Consider the following 15,318-nt stretch of genomic DNA (forward strand, 5'->3'; position numbering starts at 1 on the left):
GCATTTCTTTCCCGGCAGTCCCGTATGGCCGATAGGTCTTTTCTTTATAGTCATAATGATTATCTTTAGTCGTTACGTGAAGTAATAAACAGTCAATGAATATTTTAAGCAATATCTATTAATAAGGACGTCACATGTCAACACCCGCGCATTTATGGCTTAAAGATGAAAACGGCTCACCGATTGTTGGCGGCTGTTAATGCCGCTGCGTATCGGATCTGTCGAATTAAAATCTTTCTCGCACGGCGTCACTATACCGGTTGATCCCTCTTGGGGAAAACTGACGGGTACCCGCGTTCACCGCCCTGCCACCATCGTTAAAGAGTTCGATAAAACCACGCCACTGCTTTACCGAGCGGTGTGTGAAGGCCGCACCCTGAAAAAAGCGACTATCAGGATGTATCATATTCTGGAATCGGGCAATGAGGCGGAATATTTCAATATCATTTTAGAAAACGTCAAAATTACCACAGTTTCGCCCTACCTCTCCCCAACAGGCATCAGCAGCACACATTTAGAGACGCTGGAACTGCGCTATGAAGCGATTATATGGAAATATGTGGAAGGAAATATCATTTATCGCGATACGTGGAACGACCGCGCCACTGCATAGTAAAGTTTAAGAGCAGCATGATGAATGACAATGAGGTTCTTATTGATGGCTTGCCAGCAAATAAATTAGCCGCGCCAGAAGCGTTGTGCACCTGCGCATGATGTTCACAATGCAATGAAGTCTGTGCCCGTTACGCCACCGCCGCCCTTTTTTACCCTCCTTTACCTTCCATGACAGAAAGTTATCGCGCAGCGGGTGCCAGCTTCGGGCCAGACCATGTACAATCGCCGGGTTAATCAACCCGGTTCCACCAAGGAGAGTACATGTCTATCACGGCAAGCTCGTTATACCGTGACACAGGAAATTTTTTCCGCCACCAGATGCTGACCATCGTGCTGATGTCGTTACTGACGGCCTTTATCACGGTCATTCTGGTGCACGCCTTTACCCCAGGCGGCGATCAGCTGGCTCAGCTTCAGCAGGGCGATAGCAGCGCCTCTTCGCTGTTTGAGCTGGTGCAAAATATGTCGCCTGAGCAACAGCGCATTCTGCTGCGCGCCTCTGCGGCCGGCACTTTCTCCGCGCTGATCGGCAATACGCTGCTGCTGGGCGGCATGCTCTGCCTGATCCCGATGGTCTCCGCCGGACAGCGCATCAGCGCGCTGCGCGCCATCGGCGCTTCCGCCCCGCTGCTGCCGAAGCTGCTGCTGCAGACGTTTCTGATTACCCTGGTCGTCCAGCTGGGCTTTATGGTGCTGATGGTGCCGGGCATTATTCTGGCGATTCTGCTGTCGTTGTCCCCGGTGATCCTGGCGAGCGAAAAAAGCGGTATTTTCGCCGCGATGCGCGCCAGTTCCCGTCTGGCATGGAAAAACGTCAGGCTGATCGCGCCGGCGATTATTCTCTGGCTGCTGGCGAAAATGGCGCTGCTGTTCGCCTCATCCTCGCTGACGGCGCTGCCTGACAACGTGCTGGCCATCGCCATCACCGCTATCGGCAACCTGATCTCCGCCCTGCTGGTTATCTACCTTTTCCGGCTCTATATGCTGGTTCGTTAAGCGCGCTGCGCCCTGCGGGGCGCGCGGCTTTGTGTTGTTTTCGCTGAACTGGAATGACTATGAAGCAGTTACTCGATTTCCTTCCCTTAGTGGTCTTCTTTATTTTCTACAAGCTTTACGACATTTTCGTCGCGTCCGGCGCGCTGATCGTCGCCACCGGCCTCGCGCTGGTGGTGAGCTGGGTGCTCTACCGCAAGCTGGAGAAGATGACCATTTTCACCTTCGCCCTGGTGGCGATCTTCGGCACCCTGACGCTGGTTTTCCATAACGATGAGTTTATTAAATGGAAAGTCACGGTGATCTACAGCCTGTTCGCCCTGGCGCTGCTCTACAGCCAGTTCTTTATGGCGCAGCCGCTGATCAAAAGCCTGCTGGGCAAAGAGATCCAGCTGCCGGAAAGCAGCTGGCGCCGCCTGAATGTTGCCTGGGCGATCTTTTTCCTCGCCTGCGGCCTGGCGAATATTTACGTCGCGTTTTGGTTGCCTGAAGCCTTTTGGGTTAACTTTAAAGTATTCGGTCTGACCGCGCTTACCCTGCTGTTTACCCTGATTAGCGGACTCTACATCTGGCGACAGATGCCGCAACAAGAAGAAAAATAAAAGCGGCCCGGCCAGACCGGGCCTCACGGGCGCAGCGCGCCTTCACCTGCATAAGAAGTCGAGCAATGGGCGAAAGACATAAGTTGCCGCAAGGCGAAATGGTGTTGCGTACCCTGGCGATGCCGGCGGACACCAACGCCAATGGCGATATCTTCGGCGGCTGGCTGATGTCGCAGATGGACATGGGCGGCGCCATTCTGGCGAAAGAGATTGCGGAAGGACGCGTGGTGACGGTGCGCGTCGACGGCATGTCGTTTCTCAAGCCGGTCGCGGTCGGCGATGTGGTGAGCTGCCACGCGCGCTGCATCCGCACCGGCAACAGCTCGATGACCATCAATGTCGAGGTGTGGATCAAAAAGGTCTCATCGGAACCTATCGGTCAGACCTACTGCGCCACCGAAGCGGTGTTCATCTATGTCGCCGTGGATAATGAGGGTAAATCGCGCCCGCTGCCGCCGGCACGCGCCAATCTCGAAGCGGCGGAGTAGCGAAAAAGCGGTCAGATGACCGCTTTTTTTTTATTCGATGCTGGAGCCGCCGTTCATTTTAAAGACGATGGTCATCTTCAGGTTTTTGCCGGGACGGCCTGGCTGATAGCGCCACTGTTTCATCGCCTGCTTAACCTCACGCTCGAACATGTTGCGCGGCTGCGCGGCGAGAATAGCGATATTTTCCACGCGCCCGTCGTCGCCGACGTCAAACTGTACCTGCACGCGTCCCTCAATACGCAGCGCCTGCGCGCGCGTAGGATACCCCGGTTTCAACACGCTGAGCGCCTTCGGCCCCTGCGAGGTCGACTGCGACGGTGATGGCGACGGCGTCGATTTCGGCGCGGTTGTCGGTTTCGTCTGGGTGGCCGGCGCGTCCTGTTTGAACGGATTCTCCTGCGGCTTCGCCTCCTGACGCGGCTTCACCTCGCGCTTGTGCTCTACCTTTGGTTTCGGTTTGGGTTTAGGCTTAGGTTTGGGCTGCGGCACCGGAATCGGCACCGGCTCGGCTTTGGGCGGTTCCGGCACCGGCTGAGGTTCCGGAACAGGCTCCGGCTCTGGCTGAGGCGCCGGCTGTTCCACGACAGGCGCAGGCTCAGGCTGCACTTCCGGCGCGACCAGGCTGACGCTAATCGGCTGCGATACCTTGGGAACGTTGATTACCTGATGAAACGAGGCATAGAGAATGCCGGCGATAACTGAACCGTGCAGGACAACGGAGAGCAGCACGGAAACAGGCGTACGTTTTAAAATGGGCATCGTCAACGTGGTCATAGCAGTCGCAGTAAGAGAATGAAGCCACGATTTTAAATGCAAATAGCAATCAGTTTCAATAACTGCTGAAAATTGGTGAGATATTGCCGTTTTTTAACCTGACCTGCTGCCCCTTATGCATTACGCCATCTTTCGTTTGCACTCTTATTTACGATCCCTTACCGTGTTGCGAAAATATGATGAGCCAATGGGGGCTTTCAAGTGCTGTACATCATCTACGCCGAAGATAACGCTGATTCTCTGGAAAAACGCACCTCGGTGCGCCCTGCCCATCTGGCGCGCCTGCAGCTGCTGCAGGATGAAGGCCGTTTGATCGTCGCAGGGCCGATGCCGGCTGTCGACAGTAACGATCCTGGCGTCGCCGGTTTTACCGGTTCAGCGATCATCGCGGAGTTCAGCTCGCAGGAAGCCGCTCAGGCCTGGGCAGAGGCTGACCCCTATATCGCGGCCGGCGTTTACAAAAACGTCGCGGTAAAACCCTTCAAACGCGTCTTCTGATCCTCCGCCCGATTTTGTCACGATGGCTTCCGCGTCCGCGCCGAAGCCATTTTTATTTCTTTCGCATGGAGTGAACGCGATGCAATGGCTGGTGATTGCGCTGCTGGCGCTGGCGCTTGGGCTGATCGTGAAGGCCTTACTGATCTGGCGCCGTGACGGCTGGAAACAGAAAAAACAGCTTATCGTGATGCTGATTGTGATCGCTGCGGCGGCGCAGCTGGTAAATGTGGTGCTGGTCAGTCGGCCGCATTGAGGCAAACGTAAGACTTCCGTAAAGAATATGCCTGTCCGACATTAAGGATTTTCTCAATAACCGTTATACTGCGCCTCTTTTAGCCCTCCGGCGCGGATTTGTTATGGAAAATAAACAGATTAATTCTGTTCAGGCATTGCGAGGCATCGCTGCGCTTGCTGTTTTGGCCTTTCACTATCGCTACACCATTAATATGCAATTTCCTGGCGCGGGCGATCGCCTGTTTGGCTGGGGCGCTATCGGCGTTGATCTTTTCTTTGCCCTTAGCGGTTTCGTTATCACCCTTTCCGTTGCGCGAAGCTCAACTGGCCCACAGGCAGCCTGGCACTTTATTCAGCGTCGCCTGCTGCGTTTATTACCCGCTTATTATTTTCTGCTGCTGCTCAGCTTCGCGCTGGGTGGCGGCATGAGCCTGTTGCACTACCAGGACAAGCTCGACAATCTTATCAGCGCCCTGACCTTTACCACGGTTAGCGCCGATAATGGCCCTTTTTACGTAGATGATTCCGGGCTGTACGGCATTCGCTGGACGTTGAATTATGAGATTTGGTTCTATCTGCTGATGGCCTGCAGCCTGCTGCTGCGCCACCGCTGGCTAATGCTCGCGGCTTTGCTGACAGCGTCGCTGCTCCTCTTCCCGCTACTTCAGGGACAGGTGTTATCGCTTGAGACGCAGGGCTACGCCTTTCGCCACGGCATGCTTAACCTGATCACGAATCCCATAATCTGGGAATTTGCCGCCGGAGTGGCGGTGGGACTCGCCTGGCCAGTACTGCTGCGCTTGCCGACGCTGGTTCGTCGGCTACTGCTAATCGGCATTGTGCTCTGGACGCTCTGGCACATTGTTGACCGCTCCCATGTCGCGCACGGACTGACTTACTCCGGCGGGATAGTTTGCCTGTTGCTAATGGCGGTAGCGATCAATGACGATCTGCTGGCTAAAGTGACGCCGCGCGTGTTGATTTGGCTTGGTGATATCTCCTATTCGCTCTACCTGATCCACAACGTCATTATGCGCATGGTAGACAAAAGGATCCCTGTGCACGGTATCACGCAGTTTCTTGTGGCGCTGGCTCTCTCATTGCTTGTCGCCTGGCTGTCGCAGCGCTATATCGAACCGCTGGGATATCGACTCTTTGCTTCTCGCTCCGTACGAGTGAAAGCAGCATAAAAAAGAACCGCCCCTCTGGGGCGGCTCTGGTCAGGTATTCTGCGTGATAAACAGAATCGAACGGCGCTGCTGCTGCGCCAGCTGATGGCGAATCGCGTGGATCCGGCTGTAGCGACGCGACTGGCCTTCCAGCCAGCGGGCGCGACGGCGATGCGCCTGCCGCAACATTCTCCAGCGCGCTACTTCATTTCTGCTTTTTCTCATCACCTTCTCTCCTGCTTCGACATCACGCGGCCGCATTATAAAGATCTCCACGCTAATGCCAACTCGGATCTCTTATCGATCCCGGCGGCGATTGGGGGTTTCGTTGTCGCCTGCCAGCACGTAAACTTCTCTGACCAAGCGCGAACGGGATGTCCACTTAATGACCACCTTTTACACTCTAATCAGTTGGTTGCTGCTGTTTGGCTACTGGTTGCTGATTGCCGGCGTCACGCTACGTATATTGATGAAGCGCCGCACGGTCACCTCCGCCATGGCCTGGCTGCTGATTATCTATATCCTTCCACTGGTGGGCATTATCGCTTACCTCTCTTTCGGCGAGCTTCACCTGGGCAAGCGCCGCGCGGAGCGCGCGCGCACCATGTGGCCCGCCACTGCGAAGTGGCTGAGCGATCTGAGACAGCGCAGCCATATTTTCGCCACCGAACACAGCGACGTGGCGCGCTCGCTGTTCCAGCTCTGCGAGAATCGCCAGGGCATCGCCGGCGTGAAAGGCAATCAGCTGCAGCTGCTCACCAGTTCGGACGACGTGATGCAGGCGCTGATCCGCGATATCCAGCTGGCGCGCCACAATATTGAGATGGTGTTCTATATCTGGCATCCCGGCGGGCTGGCGGACGAGGTGGCCGAATCGCTGATGGCGGCGTCGCGGCGCGGCGTGCACTGCCGTCTGATGCTCGACTCGGCGGGCAGCGTCACCTTTTTCCGCAGCCCCTGGGTCGGCATGATGCGCAACGCCGGCATTGACGTGGTGGAGGCGCTGCAGGTCAGTCTGCTGCGCGTATTTCTGCGCCGCATGGATCTGCGTCAGCACCGCAAAGTGGTGCTGATCGATAACTATATCGCCTACACCGGCAGCATGAACCTGGTGGACCCGCGCTACTTTAAACAGGACGCGGGCGTCGGACAGTGGGTCGATCTGATGGCGCGCATGGAAGGCCCGGTCGCCACCACCATGGGCATCGTCTACAGCTGCGACTGGGAGATAGAAACCGGCAAGCGCATTCTGCCGCCGCCGCCCGACGGCAATATCATGCCGTTCGAGCGCGAGAGCGGCCACACGGTACAGGTTATCGCCTCCGGCCCCGGCTTTCCGGAAGATATGATCCATCAGGCGCTACTGACCGCCGTTTATTCGGCGCGCGAGCAGCTGATCATGACCACGCCCTACTTCGTGCCGAGCGACGATCTGCTGCACGCCATCTGCACGGCGGCGCTGCGCGGCGTCGAGGTGAGCATTATCGTGCCGCGCCACAACGATTCGCTGCTGGTGGGCTGGGCGAGCCGCGCCTTTTTCAGCGAACTGCTGGAGGCGGGCGTCAGGATCTACCAGTTTGAGGACGGTTTGCTGCACACCAAGAGCGTGCTGGTAGACGGCCAGCTCAGCCTGGTCGGCACGGTCAATCTTGATATGCGCAGCCTGTGGTTAAACTTTGAAATTACGCTGGTGGTGGACGACGCCGGCTTCGGCAGCGATCTCGCCTGCGTGCAGGATGATTATATCGCGCGCTCGCGCTTGCTAGACGCGAAACGCTGGACAAAACGTGCCTGGTGGCAGCGCATCGTTGAACGACTGTTTTACTTCTTTAGCCCTTTACTGTAAAACGAGCGGAAATTGCAACGCGCCTCAGGGCAGACAGGATCGATCATGGATTTAAATAATCGCCTTACCGAAGACGAAACGCTGGAACAGGCCTACGACATTTTTCTGGAGCTGGCAGGCGATAACCTCGATCCGGCGGATATCATTCTTTTCAACCTGCAGTTTGAAGAGCGCGGCGGCGCTGAGCTGTTCGATCCGTCAGAAGACTGGAAAGAGCATGTGGACTTCGATCTTAATCCTGATTTCTTCTCTGAAGTGGTGATTGGGCTGGGCGAAGCGGACGGCGAGCCGATTACCGACGTGTTCGCGCGCGTGCTGCTGTGCCGCGAGAAAGACCACAAGCTGTGTCATATTCTCTGGCGCGAATAAGCGACCTGAGCCGCTTGCGGGCTTGATCACTACGTTGAACGCCGGGCGACTGCCCGGCGTTTTTTATTACAGCGGATCCACCTTCAGACAGGAAACCGCATGGCGGAAACTCCCTTCCAGCAGCGGACGCGTTTTCGCGCACTCTGGCCCGGCGATCGGGCAGCGGGTACGGAACACGCAGCCTGACGGCGGATTGATCGGCGACGGCAGCTCCCCTTCCAGCAGCTGGATCTGCTTGTTCTTCTCCAGATCCGGATCGGGGATCGGCACCGCCGACATCAGCGCGCGCGTGTAGGGATGCTGCGGGTTGTTGTAGACCGCGTCGTAGGTGCCCAGCTCGACGGCGTGGCCGAGATACATCACCAGCACGCGGTCGGAGATGTGTTTCACCACCGCCAGGTCGTGCGCGATAAAGATCAGCGACAGCCCCATCTCGCGCTGCAGCTGCTGCAACAGATTCACCACCTGCGCCTGAATCGAGACGTCGAGCGCCGAGACCGGCTCGTCGCAGATAATCAGCTTCGGCTCGAGGATCAGCGCGCGCGCGATGCCGATACGCTGGCACTGCCCACCCGAGAACTCATGGGGATAGCGGTTAATCAGGTTCGGCAGCAGGCCCACTTTCATCATCATGTTTTTGACGCGGTCTTTCACTTCCTGACGCGGCATCTTCGGATGATAGGTGCGCAGCGGCTCGGCGATAATATCGCCGATGGTCATGCGCGGGTTAAGCGAGGCCAGCGGATCCTGGAAAATCATCTGGATATCGCTGCGCGCCTTGCGCCACTCCTCTTCGCTCTGCCCGAGCAGATCGCGCCCCAGCCAGGCGACGCGTCCGTCGGTCGCCTTCACCAGGCCGATGATAGCGCGCGCCAGCGTCGATTTGCCGCAGCCGGACTCGCCGACCACGCCTAAGGTTTCGCCCTCGTAAAGGCGCAGGCTGACGCCATCCACCGCTTTCAGCGATTTCGGCGGCTGCCAGAACCACTGGCGGCCATCTTTAATGTCGAAATGCACCTTGAGATCGGCGATTTCCAGCAGCACTTTTTTCTCAGCGACGGTACTCATACTAACTCCTCCACCGGCTTAAAGCAGGCGCGCAGGCGCCCTTCGCCAAACGGCAGCAGCGGCGGCGCCTGGGTGCAGATCGGCATCGCATGCGGACAGCGCGGCTGAAACGGGCAGCCCTGCGGCAGGCGCAGCAGGTTCGGCGGGTTGCCGGGAATGGTGGTCAGGCTTTCACCCTCGGCGTCCAGACGCGGCACCGCGCTCAGCAGCCCAATCGAATAGGGATGCGCCGGCTGGTAGAAGACGTCGCGCGCGCGGCCATACTCCATGGTGCGGCCGGCGTACATCACCAGCACCTTGTCGCAGATGCCCGCCACCACGCCCAGATCGTGGGTGATCATGATGATTGCGGTATTGAACTCGCGCTTCAGCTCATTCAGCAGCGTCATGATCTGCGCCTGAACGGTAACGTCGAGCGCCGTGGTTGGTTCGTCAGCGATCAGCAGCTTAGGCCGACAGAGCAGCGCCATAGCGATCATCACGCGCTGGCGCATACCGCCGGAAAACTCGTGAGGGAACATCTTCATGCGTTTGCGCGCTTCCGGCATTTTCACCGCGTCGAGCATGCGCACCGACTCTTCGAACGCCTGCGCGCCGCTCATTCCCTTGTGCAGCTTCAGCACCTCCATCAGCTGGTCGCCGACGCGCATATAGGGATTAAGCGAGGTCATCGGATCCTGGAAAATCATCGCTATCTGCTCGGCGCGCAGCTTGTTCAGCGCTTTCTCCGGCAGGTTGAGGATCTCTTTGCCGTTGAACAGCGCCGTGCCGCCGATGCGACCGTTTTTCGCCAGCAGCCCCATCAGGGCGAACGCCGTTTGCGACTTGCCGGAACCCGACTCGCCGACGATGCCCAGGGTCTCGCCAGCGCGCAGCGAGAAGTTCAGGTCGTTAACCGCCGTCACGTCGCCATCATGCGTCTGGAAGGTGACGCGCAGATCTTTGACTTCCAGTAACAGGTCGCTTCCCGCTCGGGCGGCCATCGCCGGCTGAAATTCATGAATCGTCATCGGGAAACTCCTTAGCGATCTTTCGGGTCGAGGGCGTCACGCAAGCCATCGCCGATAAAGTTGAAACAGAACAGCGTCACCACCAGAAAACCGGCCGGGAACAGCAGCAGCCACGGCGACACTTCCATTGAGTTGGCGCCGTCGCTCAGCAGCGCGCCCCAGCTGCTCAGCGGCTCTTGCGTGCCGAGGCCGAGAAAGCTCAGGAAGGATTCGAACAGGATCATGCTCGGCACCAGCAGAGAGGCGTAAACCACCACCACGCCCAGCACGTTCGGCACGATATGGCGCAGTACAATGCTGGTGGTAGAGACGCCGCCGACGTGCGCCGCTTCGATAAACTCTTTACGCTTCAGCCCCAGCGTCTGACCGCGCACGATACGCGCCATGTCGAGCCAGGAGACCATACCGATAGCGGCGAAAATCAGCAGGATATTGCGGCCAAAAAAGGTCACCAGCAGGATCACGAAGAACATAAACGGGAAGGAGTTCAGGATCTCCAGAATACGCATCATCACCGAGTCGGTTTTGCCGCCGAGATAGCCAGCTATCGAGCCGTAAAGGGTGCCGACAATAACCGCGATCAGCGCCGACGCGACGCCCACCATTAGCGAAATGCGCCCGCCAATAGCGACGCGCACCAGCAGATCGCGCCCGGAGGAGTCGGTGCCGAACCAGTGACCGGACGTGGTGTCCGGCGCAGCGGACATCATGCCCCAGTCGGTGTCGTCATAGTTAAACTGCGCGAACATCGGGGCGAAAATAACAAATAGCGTAATCAGCACCAGCACCAGCAGGCTGATCAGCGCCGCACGGTTATGGATAAAACGGCGACGCGCATCCTGCCACAGGCTGCGCCCTTCTACCTCAAGCTTTTCGCTGAAGGCGTCGAGAGCTTCGCTGTTTTTCTTACTCAACATCATTGCGAGCTCCAGCGTTAGTAACGGATTTTCGGATCGATCACGGCGTAGAGCACGTCGACGATCGCGTTAAAAATAATGGTCAACAGGCCGACCAGTATGGTCAGGCTCATCACCAGCGAGTAGTCGCGGTTCAGCGCGCCGTTCACGAACAGCTGGCCGATGCCAGGCAGGCCATAAATCGACTCGATCACCATCGAACCGGTGATGATGCCGACAAACGCCGGGCCGAGATAGGAGAGCACCGGCAGCAGCGCGGGCTTGAGCGCATGGCGCAGCACGATGCGGTGCAGCGGCAATCCTTTGGCGCGCGCGGTGCGGATGAAGTTAGAGTGCATCACCTCAATCATCGAGCCGCGGGTAATACGCGCGATGCTGGCGATATAGGCCAGCGACAGCGCCACCATCGGCAGCACCATATAGCGCAGCTGCCCGCCGTTCCAGCCGCCGCCGGGCAGCCATTTCAGGGTGATGGCGAAAAGCAGCACCAGCAGCGGCGCCACCACGAAGCTGGGTATCACCACGCCGGTCATGGCGACCCCCATCACCGCATAATCCCACAGGCTGTTCTGCTTCAGCGCCGCGATAACGCCCGCCGTCACGCCGAGGATCAGCGCCAGCACGAAGGCCGCCAGGCCCAGCTTGGCCGAAACCGGGAAAGCATGAGAGACCAGATAGTTAACCGTATAATCTTTATATTTAAATGAAGGGCCGAAGTCGCCGTGCGCCAGCTGGATCAGATAGTCCAGATACTGTTTGCCGATGGGATCGTTCAGGTGGTACTTCGCTTCGATGTTCGCCATCACTTCCGGCGCCAGCGTGCGTTCGCCGGTAAAAGGACTGCCGGGTGCGAGGCGCATCATAAAGAATGAGATAGTGATCAGCACGAAGAGCGTGGGGATCGCTTCGAGCAGTCGACGCAGGATAAATTTTAACATTGCCGTACCTACCAGGCTTATTGCTTCACAAAGCGTACAAAGTACATAAGGGCGGCGCACTGCGCGCCGCCCTGGCCGATAGCCTGTTTGCTATTAGTGTTTGATGATATAGAAGTTTTTGCTCAGGGTTTTATCCAGCGGATCTTTCCCGGTATAACCGCCCAGGTAAGGTTTCACCAGGCGCGCGTTTACGTAGTAGTAAACCGGCACGATGGTGCTGTCCTTATCCATAATTTGCTCTGCTTTGGCATAATCCGCCGCACGCGCCTTGTCGTCTGCCGCCTTGATCGCATCGTGGATGACTTTATCGAATTCGGCGCTCTTATAGTGCGCGGTGTTACTGCTGCTGTCAGAGAGCATGGTGTTCAGGAAGGATGTCGGTTCGTTATAGTCCGCGCACCAGGCGGCGCGCGCGACGTCAAAGTTGCCCTGATGACGCGTGTCCAGGAAGGTTTTCCACTCCTGGTTTTCCAGCTTGATGTTAACGCCGATATTTTTCTTCCAGATCGACGAGGCGGCGATCGCCAGCTTTTTATGCAGATCTGAGGTGTTATAGAGCAGATTGAAGGTCAGCGGTTTGTCAGCCGTGTAGCCCGCTTCGGCCAGCAGCTTTTTCGCCTCTTCGTTACGCTTGTCCTGCGACCACTTGAACCAGTCTGGCGGCAGAATATCCATACCGTCGGTCGCTGGCGGAGTGTAGCTATAGGCTGGCATCTGGCCCTGCGCCAGCACTTTGTTCACCATAATGTCGCGGTCCAGACCCAGCTTGAGCGCGGCGCGCACGCGCGGATCGGTAAACGGCGCTTTCTGGTTGTTGATTTCGTAGTAGTAGGTGCAGAGATAAGGATCGACGTGCAGTTCTTTCGGATTTTCGCGCTGCAGCTTTTTGAACAGCTCGATCGGCATGTTGTTATAGGTCATGTCGCTGCCGTTCTCCGAGAAGTAGCGGTTAACGTCGCTGACTTCGGAGTTGATCGGCAGGTAGGTGACCTTGTTCAGCACGGTATGCTCGTTATCCCAGTACTGGGGGTTACGCACCAGCGTAATACGTTCGTTAATCACGTGGGCTTCCAGCTTGAATGCGCCGTTGCCGACCCAGTTCTGCGGCTGCGTCCACTGATCGCCAAATTTTTCAATCGCCGGCTTATAGACCGGCGACATCACGGAGTTGATCAGCAGCTTGTTAAAATAGGGAACCGGCTCGCTCAGGGTCACTTCCAGCGTGTGGTCGTCAATCGCTTTTACACCCAGCTCTGACGTCGGTTTTTTACCGGCAATAATCTCATCGACATTCAGAATGTGGCCATACTGCGGATAGCTGGCGTAAGGAGAGGCGGTCTTGGGATCAACCAGGCGCTGCCAGCTGTAGACGAAGTCCTGCGCGGTCACCGGCTCGCCGTTTGACCATTTGGCATTTTTGCGTAAGTGGAAAGTCCACACTTTAAAATCTTTGTTTTCGTAACTTTCCGCGACGCCCGGCACCGGGTGGCCATCGCTGTCGCTAATCAGCAGTCCCTCATAGAGATCGCGCGCGACGTTGTCTTCCGGCACGCCTTCAATTTTGTGCGGGTCCAGCGACTGCACTTCATCGCCGTTGCCGCGCACCAGCTCCTGTTTCGCCGCCAGTTCAACGCCTGCCGGAACGTTTGCCGCTACTGCATTCCCTGCCAGTGCGCCCAATGCTGCCAGAACGCCTGCAGCAATCAGGCTTTTTTTCGTGATGTGGTTCATTATTACACTCCAGTTTTTTATCTTCACCGACACGGCAAGCCGTCCCGGCGTCCCCCGTTAGCGGGTTCCTCATTTTGGCTGAGGATAGTTGTTTGCCCCGAAAGGCTTTAGCACCGCGCGAGCTTCCTGGCTTATGTTGCCGGGTCAGCCTCAGTGCTTTTTAATAAAGTAATATTTCAAATCGGTCATATCGAGCGGGTCTTTGCCGGTAAAACCGCCTGTCCAGGGTTTCACCAGCCGCACGCTGACGCGGTAATAAACTGGCACAATTGCCGAGTCGTTGTCGAGCTGCGCTTCAGCCTGCTGGTAGAGCGCGGCGCGCGCCGCTTCGCTGCTGGCGGATAAGGTTTGCGCCAGCAGACGGTCATATTTTTCGCTGTGGTAATACGCCGTGTTGATAGAGGCGTTGCCGATCAGCATATTCAGAAAGGTGGAGGGTTCGTTGTAGTCGGCGCACCAGGTGGCGCGCACCACGTCATACTGCGCCTGATGGCGCGTCTCCAGCAGGGTTTTCCACTCCTGATTCTGCAGGCTGACCTGCGCGCCGAGGTTCTTTTGCCACATCGAAGCGGCGGCGATCGCCTGCTTTTTGTTTTGATCGGAGGTGTTATAGAGCAGCGTAAAGCGCAGCGGATGCTGGGCATTATAGCCCGCCTCAGCCAGCAGTTTTTTAGCGGCCGCGTTGCGTTCCGCCTGGCTCCAGGTGAACCAGGCCGGCGGCGTCAGCGTCACGCCCGCCGTCGCCGGCGGCGTCAGGCTATAAGCCGGGATCTGGCCCTGCCCCATGATTTTCTGCGTGATGATATCGCGATCCAGCGTCAGCTTAATGGCGGTACGGACGCGCACGTCGTCAAACGGCGGTTTTTTATTGTTGATCTCGTAGTAGAAGGTGCAGAGCAGCGGGCTGACTTTTACCTGATCGCCCAGTTCGCCCTGCAGCTTGCGGAACAGCTCGGGCGGCACCACGCTGTTGGTCATATCGGTATTGCCGCTGCGATAGCGGTTGACGTCGTTATGGTCCGACTCGATCGGCAAAAAAGTGCCCTGCTCGATTACCGTGCGGGCGTTATCCCAGTAATCGGGATTGCGCTTCAGCACCAGCTTCTCGTTGATCACCCACTCGCTCAGCAGATAGGCGCCGTTGCCGACATAGTGCTCAGGACGCGTCCAGGCATCGCCCCACTTCTCTACCGTCGCCGCGTTGACCGGCGACAGCGCGGTGTTCGCCAGCATGGAGATAAAATAGGGCACGGGATCGCTCAGAGTGACCTGCAAATGACGATCGTCCAGCGCTCTGACGCCGAGGCTGTCAGGCGCGGCTTTCCCGGCCATGATCTCGTCGATATTGCTGAGGTGCGCCGCCTGCAGATAGCTGGCATAGGGCGAGGCGGTTTTGGGATCGGCGAGACGTCGCCAGCTGTAAACGAAATCGTGCGCGGTAACCGGTGCGCCGTTGCTCCATTTCGCGTTGTCGCGCAGGGTGAAAGTCCAGACCTTTCCGCCCTCATTTTGCCACGACTGCGCCACGCCCGGCACGATAGCGCCGCTATTGTCGGTGGTGACCAGCCCTTCCAGCAGGTTGGAGATGATGCGCGATTCCGGCACGCCCTCCGTCTTTTGCGGATCAAGCGAAGAGACCTCTGTGCCGTTATTAATCACGATATTTTGCGTGGCGGCGAGTTCAGTGCCTGGAGGAACAGTCGCGGCGTGCGCGGCGCCTGAGAGTATCATTAAGCTGAGTGACAGCGGCGTAATCTTCCATTTCATCAAAAAAGTTAACCCTTCTTCATAAGCCCTTTAGCTCATAAGCAAGAAGTGTTCTCACTTTGAGACCAAATGAAAAACTATTGCGCCGAAAATTAGCAGAACGCCGCCTCTGCCGACAAAGTAAAAATAACAAAAATGTTACCTGATTCTCTTTTATCACGTCTGCATGCAGGAGGATAGCGTTAATTTTTACGCAAAAATAATGGTTATCACCCTGTTTATACAGCAGTTTACCTGTTTTTCCGCTTTTACTCGCGCTTTCACTCTCTTGCTAACGCAGGAATGCGCAACCCTTCTGC

At 57.2% G+C, this 15,318-nt stretch carries 16 protein-coding genes and 1 pseudogene; 9 read left to right on the plus strand and 8 right to left on the minus strand.

The features are described from left to right. Positions 1-134: 134 nt before the first annotated feature. From AC6I7Z_RS10970 to yciA, 4 genes and pseudogenes are all read left to right on the plus strand, one after another. A pseudogene (locus tag AC6I7Z_RS10970) lies at positions 135-613 on the plus strand (Hcp family type VI secretion system effector). A gap of 263 nt (positions 614-876) precedes the next feature. Beyond that, positions 877-1,611, plus strand: a complete 735-nt coding sequence (locus tag AC6I7Z_RS10975) for a YciC family protein (protein ID WP_497814237.1) — start codon at positions 877-879, stop codon at positions 1,609-1,611. Positions 1,612-1,670: 59 nt separating this feature from the next. Then, positions 1,671-2,210 (plus strand): septation protein A, encoded by a 540-nt coding sequence (locus AC6I7Z_RS10980; RefSeq protein WP_033746753.1) that lies wholly within the window; start codon positions 1,671-1,673, stop codon positions 2,208-2,210. A gap of 65 nt (positions 2,211-2,275) precedes the next feature. Then, on the plus strand, positions 2,276-2,698 hold the full coding sequence (gene yciA, locus AC6I7Z_RS10985) for an acyl-CoA thioester hydrolase YciA (protein ID WP_497814238.1): 423 nt from the start codon (positions 2,276-2,278) through the stop codon (positions 2,696-2,698). A 30-nt stretch (positions 2,699-2,728) separates the two neighbouring features. Here yciA and tonB read toward each other — a convergent pair whose 3' ends face one another. Further along, complete coding sequence (tonB, locus tag AC6I7Z_RS10990) at positions 2,729-3,472, minus strand: TonB system transport protein TonB (protein ID WP_497814239.1); 744 nt, start codon at positions 3,470-3,472, stop codon at positions 2,729-2,731. A 201-nt stretch (positions 3,473-3,673) separates the two neighbouring features. Between tonB and AC6I7Z_RS10995 the strand changes: the two genes are divergently transcribed. From AC6I7Z_RS10995 to AC6I7Z_RS11005, 3 genes are all read left to right on the plus strand, one after another. Beyond that, entirely contained in the window at positions 3,674-3,970 is a 297-nt protein-coding gene (locus AC6I7Z_RS10995) for a YciI family protein (RefSeq protein WP_033746748.1), read from the plus strand. Between the two features lie 79 nt (positions 3,971-4,049). Further along, positions 4,050-4,223, plus strand: a complete 174-nt coding sequence (locus tag AC6I7Z_RS11000) for a hypothetical protein (protein WP_216493009.1) — start codon at positions 4,050-4,052, stop codon at positions 4,221-4,223. Positions 4,224-4,326: 103 nt separating this feature from the next. Beyond that, complete coding sequence (locus AC6I7Z_RS11005; RefSeq protein ID WP_497814240.1) at positions 4,327-5,394, plus strand: acyltransferase family protein; 1,068 nt, start codon at positions 4,327-4,329, stop codon at positions 5,392-5,394. Between the two features lie 30 nt (positions 5,395-5,424). Here AC6I7Z_RS11005 and AC6I7Z_RS11010 read toward each other — a convergent pair whose 3' ends face one another. Continuing rightward, positions 5,425-5,598, minus strand: coding sequence for a YciY family protein (locus AC6I7Z_RS11010; protein ID WP_096073261.1), 174 nt, complete (start codon positions 5,596-5,598; stop codon positions 5,425-5,427). Positions 5,599-5,758: 160 nt separating this feature from the next. Between AC6I7Z_RS11010 and cls the strand changes: the two genes are divergently transcribed. Next, entirely contained in the window at positions 5,759-7,219 is a 1,461-nt protein-coding gene (gene cls, locus AC6I7Z_RS11015; protein ID WP_497814241.1) for a cardiolipin synthase, read from the plus strand. 45 nt (positions 7,220-7,264) lie between these two features. After that, positions 7,265-7,588, plus strand: a complete 324-nt coding sequence (locus AC6I7Z_RS11020; protein WP_033746744.1) for an HI1450 family dsDNA-mimic protein — start codon at positions 7,265-7,267, stop codon at positions 7,586-7,588. A 66-nt stretch (positions 7,589-7,654) separates the two neighbouring features. On the opposite strand, the gene oppF is transcribed toward AC6I7Z_RS11020, so the two are convergent. The 6 genes from oppF to AC6I7Z_RS11050 all read right to left on the minus strand — a co-directional run bounded on the left by oppF (position 7,655) and on the right by AC6I7Z_RS11050 (position 15,019). Next, positions 7,655-8,656, minus strand: coding sequence for a murein tripeptide/oligopeptide ABC transporter ATP binding protein OppF (gene oppF, locus AC6I7Z_RS11025; protein ID WP_033746742.1), 1,002 nt, complete (start codon positions 8,654-8,656; stop codon positions 7,655-7,657). Continuing rightward, positions 8,653-9,666: an ABC transporter ATP-binding protein gene (locus tag AC6I7Z_RS11030; protein WP_497814242.1), complete on the minus strand. Its 1,014-nt coding sequence runs from the start codon at positions 9,664-9,666 to the stop codon at positions 8,653-8,655. The genes oppF and AC6I7Z_RS11030 overlap by 4 nt, the downstream gene beginning before the upstream one ends. A gap of 11 nt (positions 9,667-9,677) precedes the next feature. Continuing rightward, positions 9,678-10,586, minus strand: coding sequence for an oligopeptide ABC transporter permease OppC (oppC, locus tag AC6I7Z_RS11035; protein WP_033790370.1), 909 nt, complete (start codon positions 10,584-10,586; stop codon positions 9,678-9,680). A 14-nt stretch (positions 10,587-10,600) separates the two neighbouring features. Beyond that, complete coding sequence (gene oppB, locus AC6I7Z_RS11040) at positions 10,601-11,521, minus strand: oligopeptide ABC transporter permease OppB (RefSeq protein WP_497814243.1); 921 nt, start codon at positions 11,519-11,521, stop codon at positions 10,601-10,603. A 93-nt stretch (positions 11,522-11,614) separates the two neighbouring features. Further along, positions 11,615-13,252 (minus strand): oligopeptide ABC transporter substrate-binding protein OppA, encoded by a 1,638-nt coding sequence (gene oppA / locus AC6I7Z_RS11045; RefSeq protein ID WP_497814244.1) that lies wholly within the window; start codon positions 13,250-13,252, stop codon positions 11,615-11,617. Positions 13,253-13,402: 150 nt separating this feature from the next. After that, on the minus strand, positions 13,403-15,019 hold the full coding sequence (locus AC6I7Z_RS11050; RefSeq protein ID WP_497814245.1) for an ABC transporter substrate-binding protein: 1,617 nt from the start codon (positions 15,017-15,019) through the stop codon (positions 13,403-13,405). Positions 15,020-15,318: the final 299 nt, after the last annotated feature.

Source organism: Pantoea sp. X-Soil-MYKO-1289, assembly GCF_059730625.1.

What these genes read in the sequence shown, in the direction of transcription:
- AC6I7Z_RS10975 (WP_497814237.1), top strand. Translation starts at nt 877, where the DNA reads ATGTCTATCACGGCAAGCTCGTTATACCGTGACACAGGAAATTTTTTC.
- AC6I7Z_RS10980 (WP_033746753.1), top strand. Translation starts at nt 1,671, where the DNA reads ATGAAGCAGTTACTCGATTTCCTTCCCTTAGTGGTCTTCTTTATTTTC.
- yciA (WP_497814238.1), top strand. Translation starts at nt 2,276, where the DNA reads ATGGGCGAAAGACATAAGTTGCCGCAAGGCGAAATGGTGTTGCGTACC.
- tonB (WP_497814239.1), bottom strand. Translation starts at nt 3,472, where the DNA reads ATGACCACGTTGACGATGCCCATTTTAAAACGTACGCCTGTTTCCGTG.
- AC6I7Z_RS11000 (WP_216493009.1), top strand. Translation starts at nt 4,050, where the DNA reads ATGCAATGGCTGGTGATTGCGCTGCTGGCGCTGGCGCTTGGGCTGATC.
- AC6I7Z_RS11005 (WP_497814240.1), top strand. Translation starts at nt 4,327, where the DNA reads ATGGAAAATAAACAGATTAATTCTGTTCAGGCATTGCGAGGCATCGCT.
- AC6I7Z_RS11010 (WP_096073261.1), bottom strand. Translation starts at nt 5,598, where the DNA reads ATGAGAAAAAGCAGAAATGAAGTAGCGCGCTGGAGAATGTTGCGGCAG.
- cls (WP_497814241.1), top strand. Translation starts at nt 5,759, where the DNA reads ATGACCACCTTTTACACTCTAATCAGTTGGTTGCTGCTGTTTGGCTAC.
- AC6I7Z_RS11020 (WP_033746744.1), top strand. Translation starts at nt 7,265, where the DNA reads ATGGATTTAAATAATCGCCTTACCGAAGACGAAACGCTGGAACAGGCC.
- oppF (WP_033746742.1), bottom strand. Translation starts at nt 8,656, where the DNA reads ATGAGTACCGTCGCTGAGAAAAAAGTGCTGCTGGAAATCGCCGATCTC.
- AC6I7Z_RS11030 (WP_497814242.1), bottom strand. Translation starts at nt 9,666, where the DNA reads ATGACGATTCATGAATTTCAGCCGGCGATGGCCGCCCGAGCGGGAAGC.
- oppC (WP_033790370.1), bottom strand. Translation starts at nt 10,586, where the DNA reads ATGATGTTGAGTAAGAAAAACAGCGAAGCTCTCGACGCCTTCAGCGAA.
- oppB (WP_497814243.1), bottom strand. Translation starts at nt 11,521, where the DNA reads ATGTTAAAATTTATCCTGCGTCGACTGCTCGAAGCGATCCCCACGCTC.
- oppA (WP_497814244.1), bottom strand. Translation starts at nt 13,252, where the DNA reads ATGAACCACATCACGAAAAAAAGCCTGATTGCTGCAGGCGTTCTGGCA.
- AC6I7Z_RS11050 (WP_497814245.1), bottom strand. Translation starts at nt 15,019, where the DNA reads ATGAAATGGAAGATTACGCCGCTGTCACTCAGCTTAATGATACTCTCA.